The sequence below is a fragment of the Alloalcanivorax mobilis genome, assembly GCF_002864685.1.
Lineage (GTDB): Bacteria > Pseudomonadota > Gammaproteobacteria > Pseudomonadales > Alcanivoracaceae > Alloalcanivorax > Alloalcanivorax mobilis.
Window position 1 is genome coordinate 1 of record NZ_NMQZ01000002.1, and the last position, 18,823, is coordinate 18,823.

19 protein-coding genes and 1 tRNA gene are annotated in these 18,823 nt (G+C 63.6%); 12 read left to right on the forward strand and 8 right to left on the reverse strand.

Annotation, left to right across the window (positions count from 1 at the left end; translation table 11 throughout):
- Positions 1 to 69 precede the first annotated feature (69 nt).
- Positions 70 to 146 (reverse strand) — tRNA-Met (locus tag CGS25_RS01610).
- Positions 147 to 336: 190 nt separating this feature from the next.
- Here CGS25_RS01610 and iscR point away from each other — a divergent pair.
- The 3 genes from iscR (at position 337) to CGS25_RS01625 (ending at position 2,715) form a co-directional block, all read left to right on the forward strand.
- Positions 337 to 810 (forward strand): Fe-S cluster assembly transcriptional regulator IscR, encoded by a 474-nt coding sequence (gene iscR, locus CGS25_RS01615; protein WP_101674344.1) that lies wholly within the window; start codon positions 337 to 339, stop codon positions 808 to 810.
- Positions 811 to 830: 20 nt separating this feature from the next.
- On the forward strand, positions 831 to 1,994 hold the full coding sequence (locus tag CGS25_RS01620) for an IscS subfamily cysteine desulfurase (RefSeq protein WP_101674345.1): 1,164 nt from the start codon (positions 831 to 833) through the stop codon (positions 1,992 to 1,994).
- Between the two features lie 136 nt (positions 1,995 to 2,130).
- The gene (locus tag CGS25_RS01625; protein ID WP_101674346.1) at positions 2,131 to 2,715 is read left to right on the forward strand and encodes a heme NO-binding domain-containing protein; all 585 of its coding nucleotides are present in this window, start codon (positions 2,131 to 2,133) and stop codon (positions 2,713 to 2,715) included.
- A gap of 10 nt (positions 2,716 to 2,725) precedes the next feature.
- Here CGS25_RS01625 and CGS25_RS01630 read toward each other — a convergent pair whose 3' ends face one another.
- From CGS25_RS01630 to sufB, 7 genes are all read right to left on the reverse strand, one after another.
- The gene (locus CGS25_RS01630; protein WP_101674347.1) at positions 2,726 to 3,178 is read right to left on the reverse strand and encodes a SufE family protein; all 453 of its coding nucleotides are present in this window, start codon (positions 3,176 to 3,178) and stop codon (positions 2,726 to 2,728) included.
- A gap of 107 nt (positions 3,179 to 3,285) precedes the next feature.
- Complete coding sequence (gene sufT, locus CGS25_RS01635) at positions 3,286 to 3,861, reverse strand: putative Fe-S cluster assembly protein SufT (RefSeq protein WP_089031288.1); 576 nt, start codon at positions 3,859 to 3,861, stop codon at positions 3,286 to 3,288.
- A 4-nt stretch (positions 3,862 to 3,865) separates the two neighbouring features.
- Entirely contained in the window at positions 3,866 to 4,234 is a 369-nt protein-coding gene (locus tag CGS25_RS01640) for a HesB/IscA family protein (protein WP_101674348.1), read from the reverse strand.
- Positions 4,235 to 4,381: 147 nt separating this feature from the next.
- The gene (locus tag CGS25_RS01645; protein ID WP_089031290.1) at positions 4,382 to 5,596 is read right to left on the reverse strand and encodes an aminotransferase class V-fold PLP-dependent enzyme; all 1,215 of its coding nucleotides are present in this window, start codon (positions 5,594 to 5,596) and stop codon (positions 4,382 to 4,384) included.
- The gene (gene sufD, locus CGS25_RS01650; protein WP_089031291.1) at positions 5,593 to 6,843 is read right to left on the reverse strand and encodes a Fe-S cluster assembly protein SufD; all 1,251 of its coding nucleotides are present in this window, start codon (positions 6,841 to 6,843) and stop codon (positions 5,593 to 5,595) included. The genes CGS25_RS01645 and sufD overlap by 4 nt, the downstream gene beginning before the upstream one ends.
- Positions 6,840 to 7,598 carry a Fe-S cluster assembly ATPase SufC gene (gene sufC, locus CGS25_RS01655; RefSeq protein ID WP_089031292.1) on the reverse strand — a complete coding sequence of 253 codons (759 nt, stop codon included), beginning with the start codon at positions 7,596 to 7,598 and terminating at the stop codon, positions 6,840 to 6,842. The genes sufD and sufC overlap by 4 nt, the downstream gene beginning before the upstream one ends.
- A 186-nt stretch (positions 7,599 to 7,784) precedes the next feature.
- Entirely contained in the window at positions 7,785 to 9,227 is a 1,443-nt protein-coding gene (gene sufB / locus CGS25_RS01660; protein WP_101674349.1) for a Fe-S cluster assembly protein SufB, read from the reverse strand.
- 245 nt (positions 9,228 to 9,472) lie between these two features.
- On the opposite strand from sufB, the gene ndk reads away from it, so the two are divergent.
- From ndk to der, 9 genes are all read left to right on the forward strand, one after another.
- Positions 9,473 to 9,904, forward strand: a complete 432-nt coding sequence (gene ndk, locus CGS25_RS01665) for a nucleoside-diphosphate kinase (RefSeq protein WP_089031294.1) — start codon at positions 9,473 to 9,475, stop codon at positions 9,902 to 9,904.
- Between the two features lie 33 nt (positions 9,905 to 9,937).
- Positions 9,938 to 11,080: a 23S rRNA (adenine(2503)-C(2))-methyltransferase RlmN gene (gene rlmN / locus CGS25_RS01670; protein ID WP_089031295.1), complete on the forward strand. Its 1,143-nt coding sequence runs from the start codon at positions 9,938 to 9,940 to the stop codon at positions 11,078 to 11,080.
- An 11-nt stretch (positions 11,081 to 11,091) separates the two neighbouring features.
- Positions 11,092 to 11,853 (forward strand): type IV pilus biogenesis/stability protein PilW, encoded by a 762-nt coding sequence (gene pilW, locus CGS25_RS01675; protein ID WP_232802199.1) that lies wholly within the window; start codon positions 11,092 to 11,094, stop codon positions 11,851 to 11,853.
- Entirely contained in the window at positions 11,854 to 12,777 is a 924-nt protein-coding gene (locus CGS25_RS01680) for a RodZ domain-containing protein (RefSeq protein ID WP_101674351.1), read from the forward strand.
- Between the two features lie 53 nt (positions 12,778 to 12,830).
- Complete coding sequence (gene ispG / locus CGS25_RS01685; RefSeq protein ID WP_089031298.1) at positions 12,831 to 13,949, forward strand: flavodoxin-dependent (E)-4-hydroxy-3-methylbut-2-enyl-diphosphate synthase; 1,119 nt, start codon at positions 12,831 to 12,833, stop codon at positions 13,947 to 13,949.
- 132 nt (positions 13,950 to 14,081) lie between these two features.
- Complete coding sequence (gene hisS / locus CGS25_RS01690) at positions 14,082 to 15,353, forward strand: histidine--tRNA ligase (RefSeq protein ID WP_101674352.1); 1,272 nt, start codon at positions 14,082 to 14,084, stop codon at positions 15,351 to 15,353.
- Between the two features lie 46 nt (positions 15,354 to 15,399).
- Positions 15,400 to 16,035 carry a YfgM family protein gene (locus CGS25_RS01695; RefSeq protein WP_101674353.1) on the forward strand — a complete coding sequence of 212 codons (636 nt, stop codon included), beginning with the start codon at positions 15,400 to 15,402 and terminating at the stop codon, positions 16,033 to 16,035.
- Complete coding sequence (gene bamB, locus CGS25_RS01700) at positions 16,032 to 17,177, forward strand: outer membrane protein assembly factor BamB (RefSeq protein WP_101674354.1); 1,146 nt, start codon at positions 16,032 to 16,034, stop codon at positions 17,175 to 17,177. Before CGS25_RS01695 ends, bamB begins: the two co-directional genes overlap by 4 nt.
- Before the next feature lie 244 nt (positions 17,178 to 17,421).
- Entirely contained in the window at positions 17,422 to 18,816 is a 1,395-nt protein-coding gene (der, locus tag CGS25_RS01705; protein WP_101674355.1) for a ribosome biogenesis GTPase Der, read from the forward strand.
- Positions 18,817 to 18,823: the final 7 nt, after the last annotated feature.

Consider the following 18,823-nt stretch of genomic DNA (forward strand, 5'->3'; position numbering starts at 1 on the left):
CGGCCGGGATTTAATGCACCAGCCTGGCGGCCACAAAAAAGCCGCCCTATTGGGCGGCTCCCTTGAAGGTGGTAGCAAGGGGCGGACTTGAACCGCCGACCCCAGCATTATGAGTGCTGTGCTCTAACCAGCTGAGCTACCTTGCCAGAGGTCGCGAATTGTCCGCGAGCGGTTTGCCGCTGTCAAGAACGGTTGGCCAGTGAGCCTCTCGGGTGGCGATTTCTTGTGCAGGATGTTTTTACATGAGAACAATTATCAATTAGTATGCCGATAATACTTGATAGATTTACTGGGTCTTTATAGGCTACACGGTAATCACGTACCAAGGGTGTGGGTATGCGTCTGACCACCAAAGGCCGTTATGCGGTCACCGCCATGCTGGATCTGGCTCTGCACGCGGATGCCGGGCCGGTGTCGCTGGCGGACATCTCCGAGCGCCAGGGCATTTCGATTTCCTATCTGGAGCAGTTGTTCGCCAAGCTGCGCCGTTGTCAGCTGGTAGGCAGTGTGCGTGGGCCCGGTGGCGGTTACCGCCTGAGCCGAGGCGGTGGCGAGATCAGCATCGCCGAGGTGATCGCGGCAGTGGACGAATCCGTGGACGCCACCCGTTGCGGTGGCCAGGGCGATTGTCAGGAAGGCCACACCTGCCTGACCCATCATCTGTGGTGCGATTTGTCCGATCAGATTCAGGATTTCCTCTCTGGCATTACCCTGAGTGAGCTGGTGGCCCGCCATGAGGTGCGAAGCGTGGCCGAGCGGCAGGATGCCCGCCAGAATCGCCATCTGCGGATGACCGTCAACACCCTCTAACAGCTCCGGTTTTAATCATCATGTCTCAAGCGGTTTATCTCGATTACGCCGCCACCACCCCGGTGGACCCGCGGGTGGTGGCGGCGATGGTGCGTCATCTGGATGCGGAAGGCACCTTCGCCAACCCGGCCTCGCGCAGCCATATGTACGGCTGGCTGGCGGAAGAGGCGGTGGAGACGGCGCGCCGTCAGGTCGCCGAGGTGCTGAACGCCGATGCCCGTGAAATCGTCTGGACCAGCGGCGCTACCGAGGCCAATAACCTGGCCATCAAGGGCGTGATCGAGCAGCGCGGCGGTGGCCACATCATTACCTCTGAAACCGAACACAAGGCGGTGCTGGACCCCTGTGGCTGGCTGGAGCGCCAGGGGCTGGCCAGCGTCACCTGGCTGAAACCGGCGGTGGATGGTCGTATTGATCCGGCCGACGTCAGCGCCGCACTGCGCGAGGACACCGTGCTGGTGTCGATCATGCACGCCAATAACGAAACCGGGGTGATCAACGACATCGCCGCCATCGGCGCCCTGTGCCGCGAGCACGGCGTGTTGTTTCACACCGACGCGGCCCAGAGCGTGGGCAAGCTGCCGCTGGATGTGCGTGAGCTGCCGGTGGATCTGGTGTCGCTGTGCGCGCACAAGAACTATGGCCCCAAGGGCATTGGCGCGCTCTATGTGCGGCGCCATCCGGACGTGCGCGTGGCGTCGCAGATTCACGGTGGCGGTCATGAGCGCAATATGCGTTCGGGCACCCTGGCGACCCATCAGATCGTGGGCATGGGCGAGGCGCTGGCGCTGGCCGCCGGGCAGCGTGACGATGAGCAGGCGCGCATCGCCGGCCTGCGCGATCGCCTGTGGGGCGCGCTTTCCGGGCTGCCCGATGTGCAACTCAACGGCGCCGCGGCCCCGCGTTTGGCCGGGCATCTGAACGTGGGCTTCGCCGGGGTGGACGGGGAAATGCTGCTCACCGCCATGAGCGAGGTGGCGGTGTCCACCGGCTCGGCGTGCACCTCGGCGTCGCTGGAGCCTTCCTATGTGCTCAAGGCGATGGGCGTGGCCGATGCCCTGGCGCACAGTTCGGTGCGCTTCTCGGTGGGCCGCTTTACCACGGAAGCGGACATTGACCGGGCGGCGCAGAATGTGACGGATGCCGTCACCCGCTTGCGCGCGGCGTTGAAGAACCGCGCTTGAATCGTCGCTTTCAGGTTGGCCCGCGACTTGCTTTAAGATGAAAAGAATGGTGAAGAGAATGGGGGGCTGGGGTAGTCAGTGGGGCGCTCGGGAATAACACATCACGCGGGGAAATGAAGTTGGGGGCGTCTGTTTCATGCACGGTGTGCTTCTTCATCACCTGCGGCCTTTTGTCAGTGAGCGGTTCGGCGCCCGGGTTTGGGAAAGCGTGCAGGTGCGCGCCGGCCAGCCGGGCAAGATGCATACGCCGGTGCACAACTACGCCGACGAAGAGCTGGAGCAGTTGCTGTTGGCGATGACCGGCGAAATCGGGTTGTGTCGCGATGACCTGCTGCAGGCGTTCGGGCACTGGCTGATCGGGCCGTTGATCAATATGTACCGGGCGATGATTCCCCGCCAGTGGGATGCGCGCACTTTTCTGCTCCATGTGGAGGAGCACATTCACCAGAAAGTGGTTCGCCTGCGCGACCCGCGCGCCCGCCCGCCGCGCATTGATGTGACGGCGTTGTCCGCGGATACCCTGGAAATTGATTACCACTCACACCGCGACCTGAGCGCGCTGGCGCTGGGCTGTGTGTACGGGGTGGCGGATTATTTTGGCGAGCGGGTGGAGTTGCTGTCGTCGGCCAGCGGTGAAGAGGGAGGGCGTCGTTTCGTGGTGCGATTACAGAATGCCGCGCCACCGGGCGGGGAGGGCGCGGCCGCCGAGAGGCAGCCGTAAGCGTGCTCGCTCAGGCGGCCAGCGCTGAGGCTTCGTGCTTGACCCGCGCCACCATGGAGCGCAAGCCGTTACCTCGCGTGGGGCTGAGGTGGCGAATCAGATCGACCCGCTCAAAAAACGCTTCCATGTCGTAGGCGGCGACCTCGGCGGGGGTTTTGCGGTTCAGTGCGATCAACACCATCGCCGCCAGGCCACGCACGATCAGGGCATCCGATTCCACCGCCAGATAAAGCCGGTCCTCGGCCTGGTCGTACTCGGTGACCAGCCATACCTGGCTCTGGCAACCGCGCACGAAACGTTCCTCGGTGCGCAGCGCCTCGGGCATCGACGGAATCTGCTTGCCCAGATCGATGATGTAGCGATAGCGCTCTTCCCAATCGTCCAGGAATTCCAGATCTTCGATCACATCGTCGGCGGTAACGGTATCGCCGAGATGGATGTTGCGGATATCAAAATCAGACAATGTGCGGCTCCTTCGGAACCGCAAGCTTCAAGCCACAAGCTACAAGCTTCAAGTCGCGCTCGGCGTATCTCAAAGCTTGCAGCTTGTGGCTTGCAGCTTGCAGCTTCCTAAAACAATCCCAGCTCCAGTTGAGCTTCTTCGGTCATCATTTCGCGGCTCCAGGGCGGGTCGAAGATCAGCGCCACTTCCACGGCGTCCACGTTGGGCACCTTGGCAAGGCGGTCTTCCACGTCGCCGACCAGCACCGGCCCCATGCCGCAGTTGGGCGCGGTCAGGGTCATGCGCACCTGCACCACATTCTGCTTCTCACCAGAATCCGCGGTGCGCTGGATCACATCGCAGCCATACACCAGCCCCAGATCGACGATGTTCACCGGGATTTCCGGGTCGAAAATGGTGCCCAGCGCGTGCTGCAAATCCTGTTCCCTCACCTGGCCATCGGCCCGTGGCGGATCGAAATCCAGTTCCAGGGGCGTCTGCCCGATGGCGTCCGCGTCGGTGCCGTCGATGCGCGCCATGTTGCCGTTCACGGTCACCGTATAGGTGCCACCCAGCGCCTGACGCAGATTCACGAAGGTGTTTTTATGGATGGTAATGCGGGTGCCATCGGGCACCAGCCGAGCGGGCACGTCCCGGCTTACCACCACGGTGCGTTGTTCGGAGGCGGAAGATCCAGTGGCCAAGCGTTTATACCTCGTCCATCTGATCCACGGTGAAGCTTTCACCGCAGCCGCATTCGCCGGTGGCGTTGGGATTGCGGAACTTGAACAGGCTGTTGACGCCTTCGGTGACGTAATCGATCTCCAGGCCGTTGAGCACGCCGAGCCATTTTTCCGGCACATACAAGGCGATGCCGTCCACGTCGAAGCGTTGGTCGCCGGCGTTGGCGGCGTCCACGAAATCGAGCACGTACATAAAGCCGGAACAACCGGATTCATCCAGATTCAAGCGGATGCCGGCGGCGCCGGCGCGCTCGATCTCGCGGCGCGCCTGTTTGCGGGCGGTCTCGGTCATGCGGATTTCCGCCTGGCCGGGTACGAAGGTTTGTACGGTCATAATGGCACCTAGCAGAGAACCAGTTGAAAGTGACAAGTTAAAAGTTACAACGCGGTTCGGCGGCATTGCCAGCCGGGCAGGCAGGGTGCCGCGCTCTCCGGTTGGCCTTTCAACTTTTCACTTTCAACTTTCAACTCTCCTCAAGTTTCAAAGAAAAGTCCGAACCTTTTCCAACGCCCGGAAAAGGCCGTCCACTTCTTCCAGGGTATTGTAGATCGAAAACGAGGCGCGCGCGGTGCCGGGAATGCCCAGGCTGTCCATCAGCGGCATGCAGCAATGATGCCCGGTGCGCACCGCCACGCCTTGCTGGTCGAGCAGCATGCCCACATCGCCTGGGTGCGCGCCGTCCAGCAGAAACGACAGGATACCGATCTTGGTGGCGGCGTTACCGATGATTTTCAAGCCCTTGAAGGCGCGGGCGTGTTCGGTGGCGGCGGCGATCAGCGCGTCTTCGTGGCTGGCCAGGGCGGTGCGATCCTGTTGGTTCAGCCAGCGCACCGCGGCGCCAAAGCCGACCACTCCGGCGATATTGGGCGTGCCCGGTTCGAACTTGTAAGGCAGCTGATTCCAAGTGGTGCGCTCGAAGGTCACCACCTCGATCATCTCGCCGCCAGTCTGGTAGGGCGGCATTGCCTCGAGCAGGTCGCGGCGGCCGAACAGCGCGCCGATGCCGGTGGGGCCGAACATCTTGTGCGCGGAAAAAGCATAGAAATCGCAGCCGATGCGCGCCACGTCCACCGGGAAATGGCCTACCGCCTGGGCGCCGTCCACCAGGGTGATGGCGCCGGCTTCGCGGGCGGATTGCACCCATTTCGCCACCGGATTCACGGTGCCCAGGCTGTTGGACACATGGGACAGCGCCACGATGCGGGTGCGCTCGTTGAGCAATTGATAGTAGGCGTCTTCGTCGACGCTTCCGTCCTCGCGCAGCGGCACCACTTTCAGGGTGGCGCCGGTGGCCAGGCAGGCCTGCTGCCAGGGCACGATGTTGGCGTGGTGCTCAAGCGTGGTGATCAGCACTTCATCGCCGGGCTTGAGCCGCTCGCGGCCCACGCACTGCGCCACCAGATTGATGCCCTCGGTGGTGCCCTTGGTCCAGATCACCTCTTCGCGGCTGGCGTTGATGAACGCGGCCACCTCGGCGCGGGTGTCCTCGAAGGTGCGGGTGGCGATGTCGCTCAGGTGGTGGGCGGCGCGGTGCACGTTGCTGTTGAAGCGGCGGTAATAGTCGTCCACCGCCTCGATCACCGCGCGCGGCTTCTGGGTGGTGGCGGCGTTGTCCAGATACACCAGCGGCTTGCCGTTCACCTGCTGATCGAGGATCGGGAAATCCTGGCGCAAGGTGTTCACGTCGAAACTCATGCTGCCTCCTCGCCGGCCTCGGGGCGCTGGCCCAGCTCCGCCGCCAGCCATGGGCGTACCCACTCGGCTACATTCTCATCGGGCAGGGCCATCACCAGCTCATTGATAAAGCCCAGGCCGAGCATGCGTTTGGCGTCCGCCGCCGGGATGCCCCGGGAGCGCAGGTAGAACTGCTGGGCGGCGTCGAGCTGGCCGACGGTGGCGCCGTGGGCGCACTTGACGTCGTCGTTGTAGATTTCCAACTCCGGCTTGGTGTTGATCTCCGCGCCCGGGTTGAGCAGCAGGTTCTTGTTGCTCAATTCCGCCAGGGTGCCGCTGGCGCCCCGGTGGATGTGAATGCGGCCATTCAGGGTCGCTTTGCCCTTTTCGCCGGCCAGGCCCCGGTAGATCTGGTTGGAAGTGCAATCGGGCACGCGGTGTTCCACGCACAGCTGGTTGTCCACGTGGGTGCGGCCGCGGGCCACGAAAATGCCGTTCATGGCCAGCTCCGCGCCGCTTTTGTCGAGCAGCGCGATCACCTCGTTGCGGCGCAGCCGGTTACCGGCCATCAACTGGTAGCTGTCGATGCGGCTGACACCGGTCTGCTGGAACAGCAGGGTGCCGATGTGCAGGCTGTCCGCCGCCTCGCTTTGCAGGCGGTAGTGGGTCAGTTGGGCGTTATCACGGGTCTCGATGGCGGTGACCGCGTTGGTCAGCGCCGCGCCATGGCCCTCGTAGTGCTCGATCAGCGTCAGCCGGCTGCCCCGGTTCACCAGCACTTCCAGGCGGGTGTGGCAATGGGCGGGGGTGTCGCTGGCGGCGAACATCAGCACATGCAGCGGCTCGGCCACCTCGGTGTTGGGAGCCACTTCCAGCGAGATCGCGTCGTTCAGCGCCGCGCCATTGAGCAGCGCGAACGGATTACTCAAGCCGTCCAGGCGCTCCGCTTCCCGGCGCAGGCTGACACCCTCGGGCAGGCGCGTCTGGCTCTCGTCCAGGTGGCCATTGACCATCACGATGCGGTAATCGGACAGCACCGGCAGCCGCGCCGGCGCGGCGCCCTGGGCGGCGTGCTGCAAGTGGCCGTCGCTGAGCGGGTGCAGGGAGGTGTATTTCCAGCGCTCGCTTTTGCGGCCCGGGAAATCGGCGGACTGCAACGCGGCCAGGCTGTCCCGGCGCAGCGTGCTCAGCGCACCGTCCTCGGCCGGCGCCTGGCCGGCCCGGGCCAGCGCCTGGCGTTTAAGATCCTCGGGCAGGCTCTCGCTCATGCGGACTCACCCTCTTCGCCGGTCAGCCAGCCGTAGCCTTTGTCTTCCAGCTCCAGCGCCAGCTCCTTGCCGCCGGATTTGATGATGCGGCCGTTGGAGAGCACGTGCACGTGATCCGGCACGATGTAATCGAGCAGGCGCTGGTAGTGGGTCACCAGCACGATGCCGCGCTCCGGGCCGCGCAGCGAATTGACGCCGCGCGCCACCGTTTGCAGAGCGTCGATATCCAGGCCGGAGTCGGTTTCGTCGAGCAGCGCCAGCTTCGGTTCCATCAGCAGCATCTGCATGATTTCGTTGCGTTTTTTCTCGCCGCCGGAAAAACCTTCATTGACTCCGCGCTTGAGGAATTGGGCATCCAGATTCACCTGTTTGCAGGCTTCACGGGCCTTGCGCAGCAACGTCACCGAATCCCACTCTTCCTTGCCCTGGGCCTTGCGGGTGGCTTCCAGGGCCGCCTTCAGAAATTCCATGTTGGAGACACCGGGGATTTCCACCGGATACTGGAACGCCAGGAACAGACCCAACTGGGCGCGTTCTTCGGGCTCCAGATCGGCCAGGCTTTTGCCCTCGAACAGCGCTTCCCCGCCGGTGATCTCGTAGTTGTCCCGGCCCGCCAGCACGTTGGCCAAGGTCGATTTGCCAGAGCCGTTGGGCCCCATGATGGCGTGCACCTCGCCCGGTTTGACGGTCAGGTTCAGGCCTTTAAGGATGGCTTTGCCGCCAACGGCGGCGTGCAGATCGCGAATTTCCAACATGTACGAATACGCCTTTCGATTGAATGTGCCAGCCCGAGGCTGTGTCTCCGTTACGTTCTGGAGAGTCCCCTCTCCCCTCGCGGGAGAGGGCCAGGGAGAGGGGGTGACCGGGTTGGCAACGACTCCGCGGTCGTTCCCTCTCTCCCTAACCCCTCTCCCTCCAGGGGAGAGGGGCTCTAAGTTGGATCAGCCAACCGCCCCTTCCAGGCTCACTTCCAGCAGCTTGCCGGCTTCCACCGCGAACTCCATGGGCAGTTCCTTGAACACTTCCTTGCAGAAGCCGTTGACGATCATCGAGATCGCCTTTTCCGGGTCAATGCCGCGCTGGCGGCACAGGAACAGCTGGTCATCACTGACCTTGGAGGTGGTGGCCTCGTGCTCAATGGTGGCGCTGGGGTGCTTGGACTCGATGTACGGGAAAGTGTGGGCGCCGCAGGTATCGCCCAGCAGCAGCGAGTCGCACTGGGTGAAATTGCGCGCGTTCTCGGCGCGCGGGCCCATGCGCACCAGACCGCGGTAACTGTTGTTGCTGCGGCCGGCGGAAATGCCCTTGGAAACGATGGTGCTTTTGGTGTTCTTGCCCAGGTGGATCATCTTGGTGCCGGTGTCCGCCTGTTGGGCGTGGCGGGTCAGCGCCACCGAGTAGAACTCGCCCACGGAATTGTCGCCGCGCAGCACCACCGAGGGGTACTTCCAGGTGATCGCCGAACCGGTTTCCACCTGGGTCCAGCTGATCTTGGCGTTGTCGTGGGCGACGCCGCGCTTGGTGACGAAGTTGAAGATGCCACCCTTGCCATTCTCATCGCCGGGATACCAGTTTTGCACCGTGGAATACTTGATCTCGGCGCCGGGCAGGGCGACCAGCTCCACCACCGCCGCGTGCAACTGGTTCTCATCGCGCTGGGGGGCGGTGCAGCCTTCCAGGTAGCTGACGTAGCTGCCCTCGTCGGCGATGATCAGGGTGCGCTCGAACTGGCCGGTGTTGGCCTCGTTGATGCGGAAGTAGGTGGACAGCTCCATCGGGCAGCGCACACCCTTTGGGATGTACACAAAAGAGCCATCGGTGAATACCGCGGAGTTCAGTCCGGCGAAGAAGTTGTCGCCTTTCGGCACCACCGTGCCCAGATACTTGCGCACCAGCTCGGGATGTTCGCGGATCGCCTCGGAGATCGAGCAGAAGATCACCCCGGCCTCGGCCAGCTTGGCCTTGAAGGTGGTGGCCACCGACACCGAGTCGAACACCATGTCCACCGCCACGCCGGCGAGCATTTCCTGCTCGTGCAGCGGGATGCCCAGCTTCTTATAGGTTTCGAGAAGCTCCGGGTCCACCTCGTCCAGGCTCTGGGGCCGGTCTTCCATGCTCTTGGGCGCGGAATAGTAGGAGATGGAATTGTAGTCCACCGGTGGGTAGTTGAGGTGCGCCCAGCCCGGTTCGGGCATCTCCTGCCAATGGCGGTAGGCCTCCAGGCGCCACTCGAGCATCCACTCGGGCTCCTCCTTTTTGGCGGAAATGACGCGAATGATGTCTTCGTTCAGGCCCGGCGGCAGGGTGTCGGATTCCACCAGAGTGGTGAACCCGGCCTCGTACTCGGAGCGAATGACTTTGTCGAGTTCGGCTTGGCTGCTCATAATTCAGAATACCAGAGTAATTTACTCGGGTATTATACGCGATAACCGGCCGGGGTGGAATCCGCGTGCCGGGGCTCCGGCGGGGAGCCGGCAACGGTATCATATTCGAGGGCGGATGCGTATAATCCGCCGGTTTCAGGGCTCGGGAAGGCCAACGGGCCCTTCCGGGCCGTCAGGGGGCCGGCAGGCGCCCGCCGTGCACACATTCACGCTATACATTCACGTAAACCGGAGTAAACAGACAGATGGCTGTTGAGCGTACCCTCTCTATCATCAAGCCTGATGCCGTGGCCAAGAACGCAATCGGCGAGATCGTTGGCCGCTTCGAGAAAGCGGACCTGCAAGTCGTGGCAATGAAAATGCTGCACCTGAGCCGCGAGCAAGCCGAAGGCTTCTATGCCGAACATAAAGAGCGCCCCTTCTTCGGCGATCTGGTGGCCTTTATGACCAGCGGCCCGGTGATCGTGCAGGCGCTGGAAGGCGAGGGCGCGGTTCTGAAAAACCGTGACCTGATGGGCGCCACCAACCCCAAGGACGCCGAACCCGGCACCATCCGCGCCGATTTCGCGGAAACCATCGATGAAAACGCGGTCCATGGTTCTGATTCCGTGGAATCCGCGGCCCGCGAAGTGGCCTACTTCTTCGCCGACGAGGAAATCTGCCCGCGCACCCGCTGAAACACGGTTTCAGCAAGGTGCCTGGAGGACACTATGACAGCCCCCGACAAGGTCAATCTGCTGGGCCTTACCCGCCCGCAAATGGAAGCGTTCTTCCTGGACATGGGCGAGAAGAAATTCCGCGCCCAGCAGGTACTGAAGTGGATCCACCACCATCAGGCGGATTCCTTCGAGCAGATGACCGACGTCGGCAAGGCGTTGCGCGAAAAGCTGGCCCGCGTGGCCGAAATTCGCGGTCCCAAGGTGCTCCACGAGGGCATCTCCCGGGACGGCACCCGTAAATGGGTGTTCGAGGCCGACAACGGCGGCGCCGTGGAGACCGTATTCATTCCCGACGGTCGCCGCGGCACCCTGTGTGTCTCTTCCCAGGTGGGCTGCGCGGTGGACTGCAGTTTCTGCTCCACCGGCAAGCAGGGTTTCCAGCGTGACCTGACCAGCGCCGAGATCATCGGCCAGGTGTGGCAGGCCAGCCGTGCCTTCGGGCCGCGCAAGAACCTTGGCGAGCACCCGATCACCAACGTGGTGATGATGGGCATGGGCGAGCCGATGCTGAACTATGGCCCGGTGCTGGAATCGATGCGCATCATGCGCGACGATCTCGGCTACGGCATCAGCAAGCGCCGCATCACGCTCTCCACCTCCGGGGTGGTGCCGAAAATCGATCAGCTCAGCCAGGACCTGGATGTGTCCCTGGCGGTCAGCCTGCACGCCCCCAACGACGAGCTGCGCAACGAGCTGGTGCCGCTCAACCGCAAATACCCGCTCGCGGAGTTGATTGCCGCGTGCAAGCGTTACAGCGAAAACATCACCCATCGCCACAAGACCATCACCATGGAATACGTGATGCTGCGCGATGTGAACGACCAACCTGAGCACGCCCGCCAGCTGGTCAAGCTGCTCAAGGATGTGCCGGTGAAAGTGAACCTGATTCCTTTCAACGCCTTTCCTCATTCTGGCTACGAACGCTCGCGTCAGGCCGACATCCTGGCATTCCATAAATTCCTGAACGACAATGGCGTGCTCACCATGGTGCGCACCACCCGCGGCGACGACATCGACGCGGCGTGCGGTCAATTGGTGGGTGAGGTGAAAGACCGTACCCGCCGCAGCGAGCGCTGGAAGCAATCCATTTTTCATCGCTCGGAACAGCCCGACAACAACACAGCGTCTGTGTAATGAGTGTCCTGTTGAGATTGGTTCCGATCCTGCTCGCCGCCGGCCTGCTGGCCGCCTGCGCCACGGACCCCAACGCCCCCCGGGTGAACATCGACGATGCGGTGACCACCCGCGTCGCCGCCGGGCTGCAATACCTCCAGCAACGCAATCCTTCCGAAGCGCGCCGGCACTTCTCGCGCGCCCTGGCGCTCAATCCGGACAGCCCCGAGGCGCACAACGCCATGGCGCTGCTGTACAGCTATGAGCGTGATCCGGAGAGGGAAGAAGAGCACTACAAAAAGGCGTTGCGCGCCGACAGTGATTTTTCGCCGGCGCTCAACAATTACGGCACTTTGTTGTACTCGCAGGGTCGTTACAAAGAGGCACTGGAAAAATTCAAACGCGCCGCCAATGATGCCAGCTACGAGGCCCGGGGCAGCGCGTTCAGCAACATGGGACAGTGCTACCAGGCTCTCAACGAGCCCGAGCAAGCCAAACAGGCTTTCATTAAGGCGCTGCGCCTGAATCCCCAATCCACCAGCGCTTCGCTGGAACTGGCGCGGCTCTATTTTGGCGAGCAGCGTTACCGCCTGGGATGGGATTATTACCAACAGTATCAGAGCCGTACCGGCCGGCCGAGCGCCGACGGGCTGTGGTTGGGAATCCGTCTGGCCGCGGCGCTGGGGCGCAAGAATGAGCAATCCAGCTACGAACTCGCTCTGCAGAATCTCTACCAGAATTCCCGGGAATACCGGGCCTGGAGAGCGTGGCAGAGCGGGCAGGAGGCACGGTAAATGAACGAACAGGAAGCCGCACTGCCCGGCGCGCGTCTGCGCCAGGCGCGCGAAGAAAAAGGGTTAAGTCGCCAGGATGTGGCCCGCGAGCTGCATTTGTCGACGGCGTTTCTGACCTTTCTGGAAGAAGACGACTACGACCGCCTCCCCGAACCGCCGTTCGTGAAGGGGTACCTGCGCAATTACGCCCGCCTGCTGGGGCTCTCTGGCGAAGAGCTGGCGACCCTGTACCAGCGGCGTCTGGATGAGGATCGCCGCCACACCCGCGAGCAGGAAGCGGTGGCCGAGCCGCGTCCACGCGGCCGTGAGTGGCGTTTGCCGGCGCTGGTGGTGCTGCTGGCGGTGCTGGTGATCGCGGTGGGTTGGTGGCTGTGGCCGCGCGAGCAGCCGCAACAGGACAGTGGCACGGCACCGGCGGACGCCAACCCGGAACTGCGCATGGAGCAGGACCCGGCTGGTGAGCCGCCGGAGCGTGCCCCGGAACCGGCTCTGCCGGACACGGTTGAGCCCGCCGCGCCCGACACCGGGAGTGAGGACGCCGATGCCGCCCAGGGCGAGGACCCGCAAGCCCCGGGTGACGCCACCGCCGCCGCGGGCCCGGTGGCCAGCAATGGCGCCAGCGCTGCCGCACCGGCCGCCGCCGCCGCCGACACCGGCGCCGACGCGGCTCCCGCTGCCCCGGAGGTGGACCGGCTCAGCATGACCTTTTCCCGGGTTTGCTGGATCAGGATCATTGATGCCAGCGGCGCCACGCTCAGCCAGGGCCGGCGAAACGCCGGCGACAGCGTCAGCGTCGAAGGCAAGGCGCCGTTTCGCATGACCATCGGCGACGCGGCGGCGGTCTCGTCGCTGACCATCAATGATGAGCCCACCGAACTGCCCAGCAGCCGCTCCGGCGATGTGGTGCGCGTCACCTTGCCTTGACCCTTCGTGCCCCCCATCTTTGCAGGTAACCCGCTCGAATTTCAGGAGTCATCATGGAACCGGAAGTTTCCATAAAGCGCCGCAAATCCCGTCAGATCCACGTCGGCTCCGTGCCGGTGGGTGGCGATGCGCCGATCTCCGTGCAGAGCATGACCAACACCGACACCTGCGACGTCGCCGCCACGGTGGCGCAGATTCGCAGCCTGGAAGGCGTCGGCGCGGACATCGTGCGGGTCTCGGTGCCTACCATGGACGCCGCCGAGGCGTTCGGGAAAATCCGCAAGCAGGTCAATGTGCCGCTGGTGGCGGACATTCACTACGATTACAAGATCGCCCTGAAAGTGGCCGACGAAGGCGCCGACTGCCTGCGCATCAACCCCGGCAACATCGGCCGTGAAGACCGGGTGCGCGCGGTGATCCAGTCCGCCCGTGACCATGGCGTGCCGATCCGCATCGGCGTCAACGCCGGGTCCCTGGAGAAAGAACTGCAGCGCAAGTACCACGAGCCCTGCAGCGACGCGCTGGTGGAATCCGCCCTGCGCCACGTGGACATTCTGGATCGCTACGACTTCCAGGAATTCAAGATCAGCGTCAAGGCCTCCAACGTGTTTATGACCCTGCAGGCATACCGCAAGCTGGCCACCCAGGTGGAGCAGCCGCTGCATCTGGGCGTCACCGAGGCGGGCACGTTCCGCTCCGGCACGGTGAAATCGGCGGTGGCCCTGGGCGGGCTGCTGATGGAAGGCATCGGCGACACCATCCGCATCTCCCTGGCCGCCGATCCGGTGGAAGAAATCCGCGTCGGTTTCGATATTCTCAAGAGCCTGAACCTGCGCAAGAAAGGCGTGAACATCATCGCCTGCCCGAGCTGCTCGCGGCAGAACTTCGACGTCATCAAGACCGTCAACGAACTGGAAGCGCGCCTGGAAGACATCAACGAATCGGTGGATCTGGCGGTGATCGGCTGCTTGGTGAACGGCCCCGGCGAAGCCCGCGAAGTGGATGTCGGCCTGACCGGCGGCACCCCCAACAATCTGTCCTACGCGGACGGCCAGAAGAGCCACCACATCAAATCCGAAAATCTGGTCGATGAGCTGGAGAGCATGGTCCGCGCCAAGGTCCAGAAAATACGCGACGACGAAGCCAAAGGCATTATTGCCAGAAGTGAATAAGAACGCCGGACGCTGGACGCCGGACGCTTGACGCTTAACTGCGGCAAGCCTCCGGCGTTTATCGTCTGGCGAAGGAACCAAAGCGTCCGGCGTCCAGCGTCTGGCGTCGAGCGGCTTAATTAAGGAGTTCCGGTGAGCAAGAAGATCGCGTCGATTCGCGGTATGAACGACATTCTGCCCGAGCAGACCCCGCTGTGGCAGTGGCTGGAAGCGCGCGTGCGCGCGGTGCTGGGCGCCTACGGTTACCAGGAGATCCGCACGCCGATCCTGGAACAGACCGACCTGTTCAAACGCAGCATCGGCGAGGTCACCGACATCGTCGAAAAAGAGATGTACACCTTCGAGGACCGCAACGGTGACAGCCTCACCCTGCGCCCGGAAGGCACCGCCAGTTGCGTGCGCGCCGCTGAAGAGCACGGCCTGCTCTATAACCAGAGCCGCCGGCTCTGGTATCAGGGCCCGATGTTTCGTCATGAGCGCCCGCAGGCGGGTCGCTACCGCCAGTTCCACCAGATCGGCGTGGAGACCTTCGGCATGCAAGGCCCGGACATCGACGCCGAGGTGATCCTGCTCACCGCGCGCCTGTGGAAAGAGCTGGGGCTCGCCGACCAGGTCACCCTGGAGCTCAATTCCCTGGGCGACAGCGACGACCGCGCCCGCTACCGAGAGGCGCTGGTGGCCTACCTGAAAGAGCACCAGGCCGGTCTCGACGAAGACTCCCGCAAGCGCCTGGAGCGCAGCCCGCTGCGAGTGCTCGACAGCAAGGACGCCGGCACCCGCGAAGTGCTGGAAAACGCGCCGCGACTGGCCGATTACCTTAACGACGAGGCCCGCGCCCACTTCCAAAGTCTGCGCGAGCTGCTTGACCGCGCCGGCATCGAGTATGTGATCAATCCCTACTTGGTGCGCGGGCTGGATTATTACGGCAAAACCGTGTTTGAGTGGACCACCCGCGCGCTCGGCGCCCAGGGCACGGTGTGCGCGGGCGGCCGTTATGATGGTCTGGTCGAGCAACTGGGCGGCAAACCGACGCCGGCGGTGGGCTTCGCCATGGGCATCGAGCGGCTGATTCTGCTGATTGAGCAACGCAACCCGGAACTGCCCGCGCCTCTGGCACTCTATATCACCGCCATGGGTGATGTTCAGGCGCACGCTCTGGCGCTGGCCGAACGTTTGCGCGATGCTCTGCCCGGCGTTGGCATTCAGTGCCACTGTGGCGGCGGCAGTTTCAAAAGCCAGATGAAAAAAGCGGACCGCAGCGGCGCCCGCTTCGCGCTGATTCTCGGCGAAGACGAAGTCGCCGCCGGCACCGTGACCGTCAAACCGCTGCGCGAACAGAGCGAACAAGTGCAACTGGCCAATGACGAGGCAGGCCCCTGGCTCGCCTCGCGGTTGGCTGGATAACCATTAAAAGCTGAACAGACGAACAGTGGAATAGGGAGAAACCGGGGTGGTTGATTACATCCGTAGCGAAGAAGAACAGGCCGAAGTGCTCAAGGAGTGGTGGAGCAAAAACGGCGTCGCCGTGGTGGTGGTCGTGGTGCTGGCGGTCGGGGGGCTGATCGGCTGGCGCGAGTGGAAGGCCCACAACAGCGATCTGGCGGCCGAGGCATCGCGCTCTTACGAAACGCTGATGACCGAGCTGCAAAGCGGCAACACGGATAAGGCGCGCGGCACCGCCGAGACCCTGGTGAAAGACTATGAAAGCACCAGTTACGCGGATTATTCACACCTGGTGCTGGCCAAGCTGGCGGTGGACGGTGGCGATTTCAACAGCGCCGCCGAGCAACTTAAAGCCGTGGTCAGCGACCCGGCCACCGCCGAGCTGGAATACACCGCTCGCCTGCGGCTGGCGCGTGTACAGATTCAACAGGGCGACCTGGACGCCGCCGAGAAGCAGATCTCGCGCAGCTTTCCTAACGCCTGGCAGGGCCAGGCCCTGGAATTGAAAGGCGACATCGCCGGCGCCCGTGAAAAATGGGACGCGGCAACAGACGCGTACAGTGGTGCCCTGGAAACGCTGGATTCCGGCGCTGAACGGGACCGCGTGCAAATGAAACTCGACGACCTGAAAAGAGCATCGTGAGACATTACCTAGCCCCCTTGATGATCGGCCTGCTGGTGCTGGCCGGTTGCAGCAGTAACCCCAACGCCATCGAGCCCAATGAACTGCCGGACTTCGATGCCACCTACAACGTGGACCGCCTGTGGCGCTCCGGCGCCGGCGACGGCATCGACGAAACCGACATGGCGCTGCGCCCGGCGGTGACCAGCCAGCAGGTGTTCGCCGCCGACGTGCACGGCCAGGTGTTCGGCTTCGAACGCGAAAACGGCAAACGCCAGTGGCGGCAAAAAACCGAGGACCGCATCTCCGGCGGCCTCTACGCCGGCTATGGCCAGGTGCTGTACGGCACCCGCGAAGGCCAGGCGGTGGCGCTGTCCGCCGACGACGGCAGCGAGCTGTGGCGCACCCAGGTGAGCAGCGAGATCCTGGCGCCACCCACCAGCGACGGCGCCATCGTGGTGGTGCAAACCCTGGACGGCCACCTGCTCGGCCTCAACGCCGAGGACGGCAAACAGGTCTGGAACTACGAAACCCCGGTGCCCAACCTCACCCTGCTGGGCATGGCCCAGCCGGTGATCGTCGGCGGGCGCGTGTACGCCGGTTTCGCCAGCGGCAAGGTCGCCTGCGTGGACCTGGCCAGCGGCGCGCCGGTCTGGGAGCGCCGCATCGCCGAGCCGGTCGGCCGCTCTGAACTGGATCGTTTGGTGGACGTGGATTCCAGCCTGATTGTCGAGAACGGCGGCGTGTTCACCGCCACGTTCCAGGGCAAGATCGGCGTGCTCGACTGGGAGAACGGCCGGCCCTATTGGAGCAAGGACATTTCCACCCACCAGGTGCTGAGCAGCGATATGGACAAGCTGTTCGTCGCCGACGCCGATGGCTTGGTGCGTGGTGTCGAACAGCGCAGCGGCACCTTCCTGTGGCAGCAAGACAAGCTCTACGGCCGCCGCCTCACCGGCACCGCCGTGCAGAACGGCCTGGTGGTGGTCGGTGACTTCGAAGGCTGGCTGCACTGGCTCGACCCGGAAACCGGCAAACTGGTGGCCCGCTACCACCACGACCGCGACGGCTTCGCCGCCGGCCCGGTGGTCTACGACGACGTGCTCTATGCGTTGAGCGCCGATGGCAAGCTGGCGGCGTATCGGATCGAAGCGGACGACTAAGGCGCTGGACGCTGGACGCTGGACGCTGGACGCCGGACGCTAGACGCCAAACCCCAAGCCTGAGCGGGTTGGGGTGTTTTCTGCTACCGCGTTTGAGGAAACACCCCGTTCCGTCCCGGTTACGGGTTTGGCGTCCGGCGTCCGGCGTCTAGCGTCCAGCGCTTAACCAAACCCCTTCGCTAATCCTCCCGACGCCTGTATCCTGCCCCGATATATCGCCACCTCCAATCCGATTGAGCACCCAATGAAACCCGTTCTCGCCCTGGTGGGCCGCCCCAATGTGGGCAAATCCACCCTGTTTAATCGCCTTACCCGCACCCGCGATGCCATCGTGGCGGATTTCCCCGGTCTCACCCGGGACCGCCAGTATGGCGACGGCAAGCTCGGTGAGCGCCCCTACACGGTGGTGGACACCGGTGGCATCGGTGAGAGCGAGGAGGGCATTGATCGGCCGATGACCGATCAGGCGCGGCTGGCGGTGGGCGAAGCGGACGCGGTACTGTTTCTGGTGGATGGCCGCGCCGGGCTGACCGCCGCCGACCAGCAGGTCGCCAACGAGCTGCGCCGGTTGCCCAAGCCGGTCTATCTGGTGGTCAACAAGACCGACGGCCTGGACCCGGACACCGCGATGGCGGATTTCTACGCCCTCGGCCTCACCGAGGTGCTGCCGATCGCCGCCGCCCATGGCCGTGGCGTGCGCACCCTGATGGGCGTGGTGCTGGGCGACTTTCCGGAGCCCGAACAGCCCGCTGAGCCGGTGGATTACGACCCCAACACCGTGCGCGTGGCGGTGCTGGGCCGTCCCAACGTGGGCAAATCCACCCTGATCAACCGTATTCTCGGCGAAGAGCGGGTGATCGTGTTCGACCACGCCGGCACCACCCGGGATTCCATCGAAGTGCCCTTCGAGCGCCAGGACCGCCCCTATGTGCTGATCGACACCGCCGGCATCCGCCGCCGTGGCAAGGTCCACGAGACCATCGAAAAGTTCTCGGTGATCAAAGCGCTGCAAGCGGTGGAAGCCGCCCAGGTGGTGCTGCTGGTGGTGGACGCCCGCGATGGCATCACTGATCAGGATCTGCACTTGATCGGTTACACCATCGAGGCGGGCCGCTCCCTGGTGGTGGCGGTGAACAAATGGGACAACCTGGAAAGTGATCACAAAGACTGGGTGAAGCGGGAAGTGGAGCGGCGTCTGCACTTCGCCCCTTGGGTGAAGGTGCACTATATTTCCGCGCTGCATGGCACCGGCGTGGGCGATTTGTTTGCCTTTGTCGAGCGGGCCTGGGATTCCGCCTTCATCAAGCTCAACAGCAACACCCTCACGCGCATGCTTGAAGACATCACCCGCTCGCACCCGCCGCCGCGCAGCGGCCGCTTCCGCGCCAAATTGCGCTACGCCCACCTGGGTGGCTCCAACCCGCCCACCGTGGTGATCCACGGCAACCGTACCGAGTCGTTACCGAACAGCTACCAGCGCTACCTGGAAAACCGCTTCCGCGAGCTGCTAAAAATTGAAGGCTCGCCGATTCGTCTCGAACTGAAATCCGGCGACAATCCGTTCGAAGGGCGCAAGAATAAGCTCACGGATCGACAGATCAAACGTAAGCGTCGCATGATGAGGCACGTAAAGAAGTAGAAAGTTG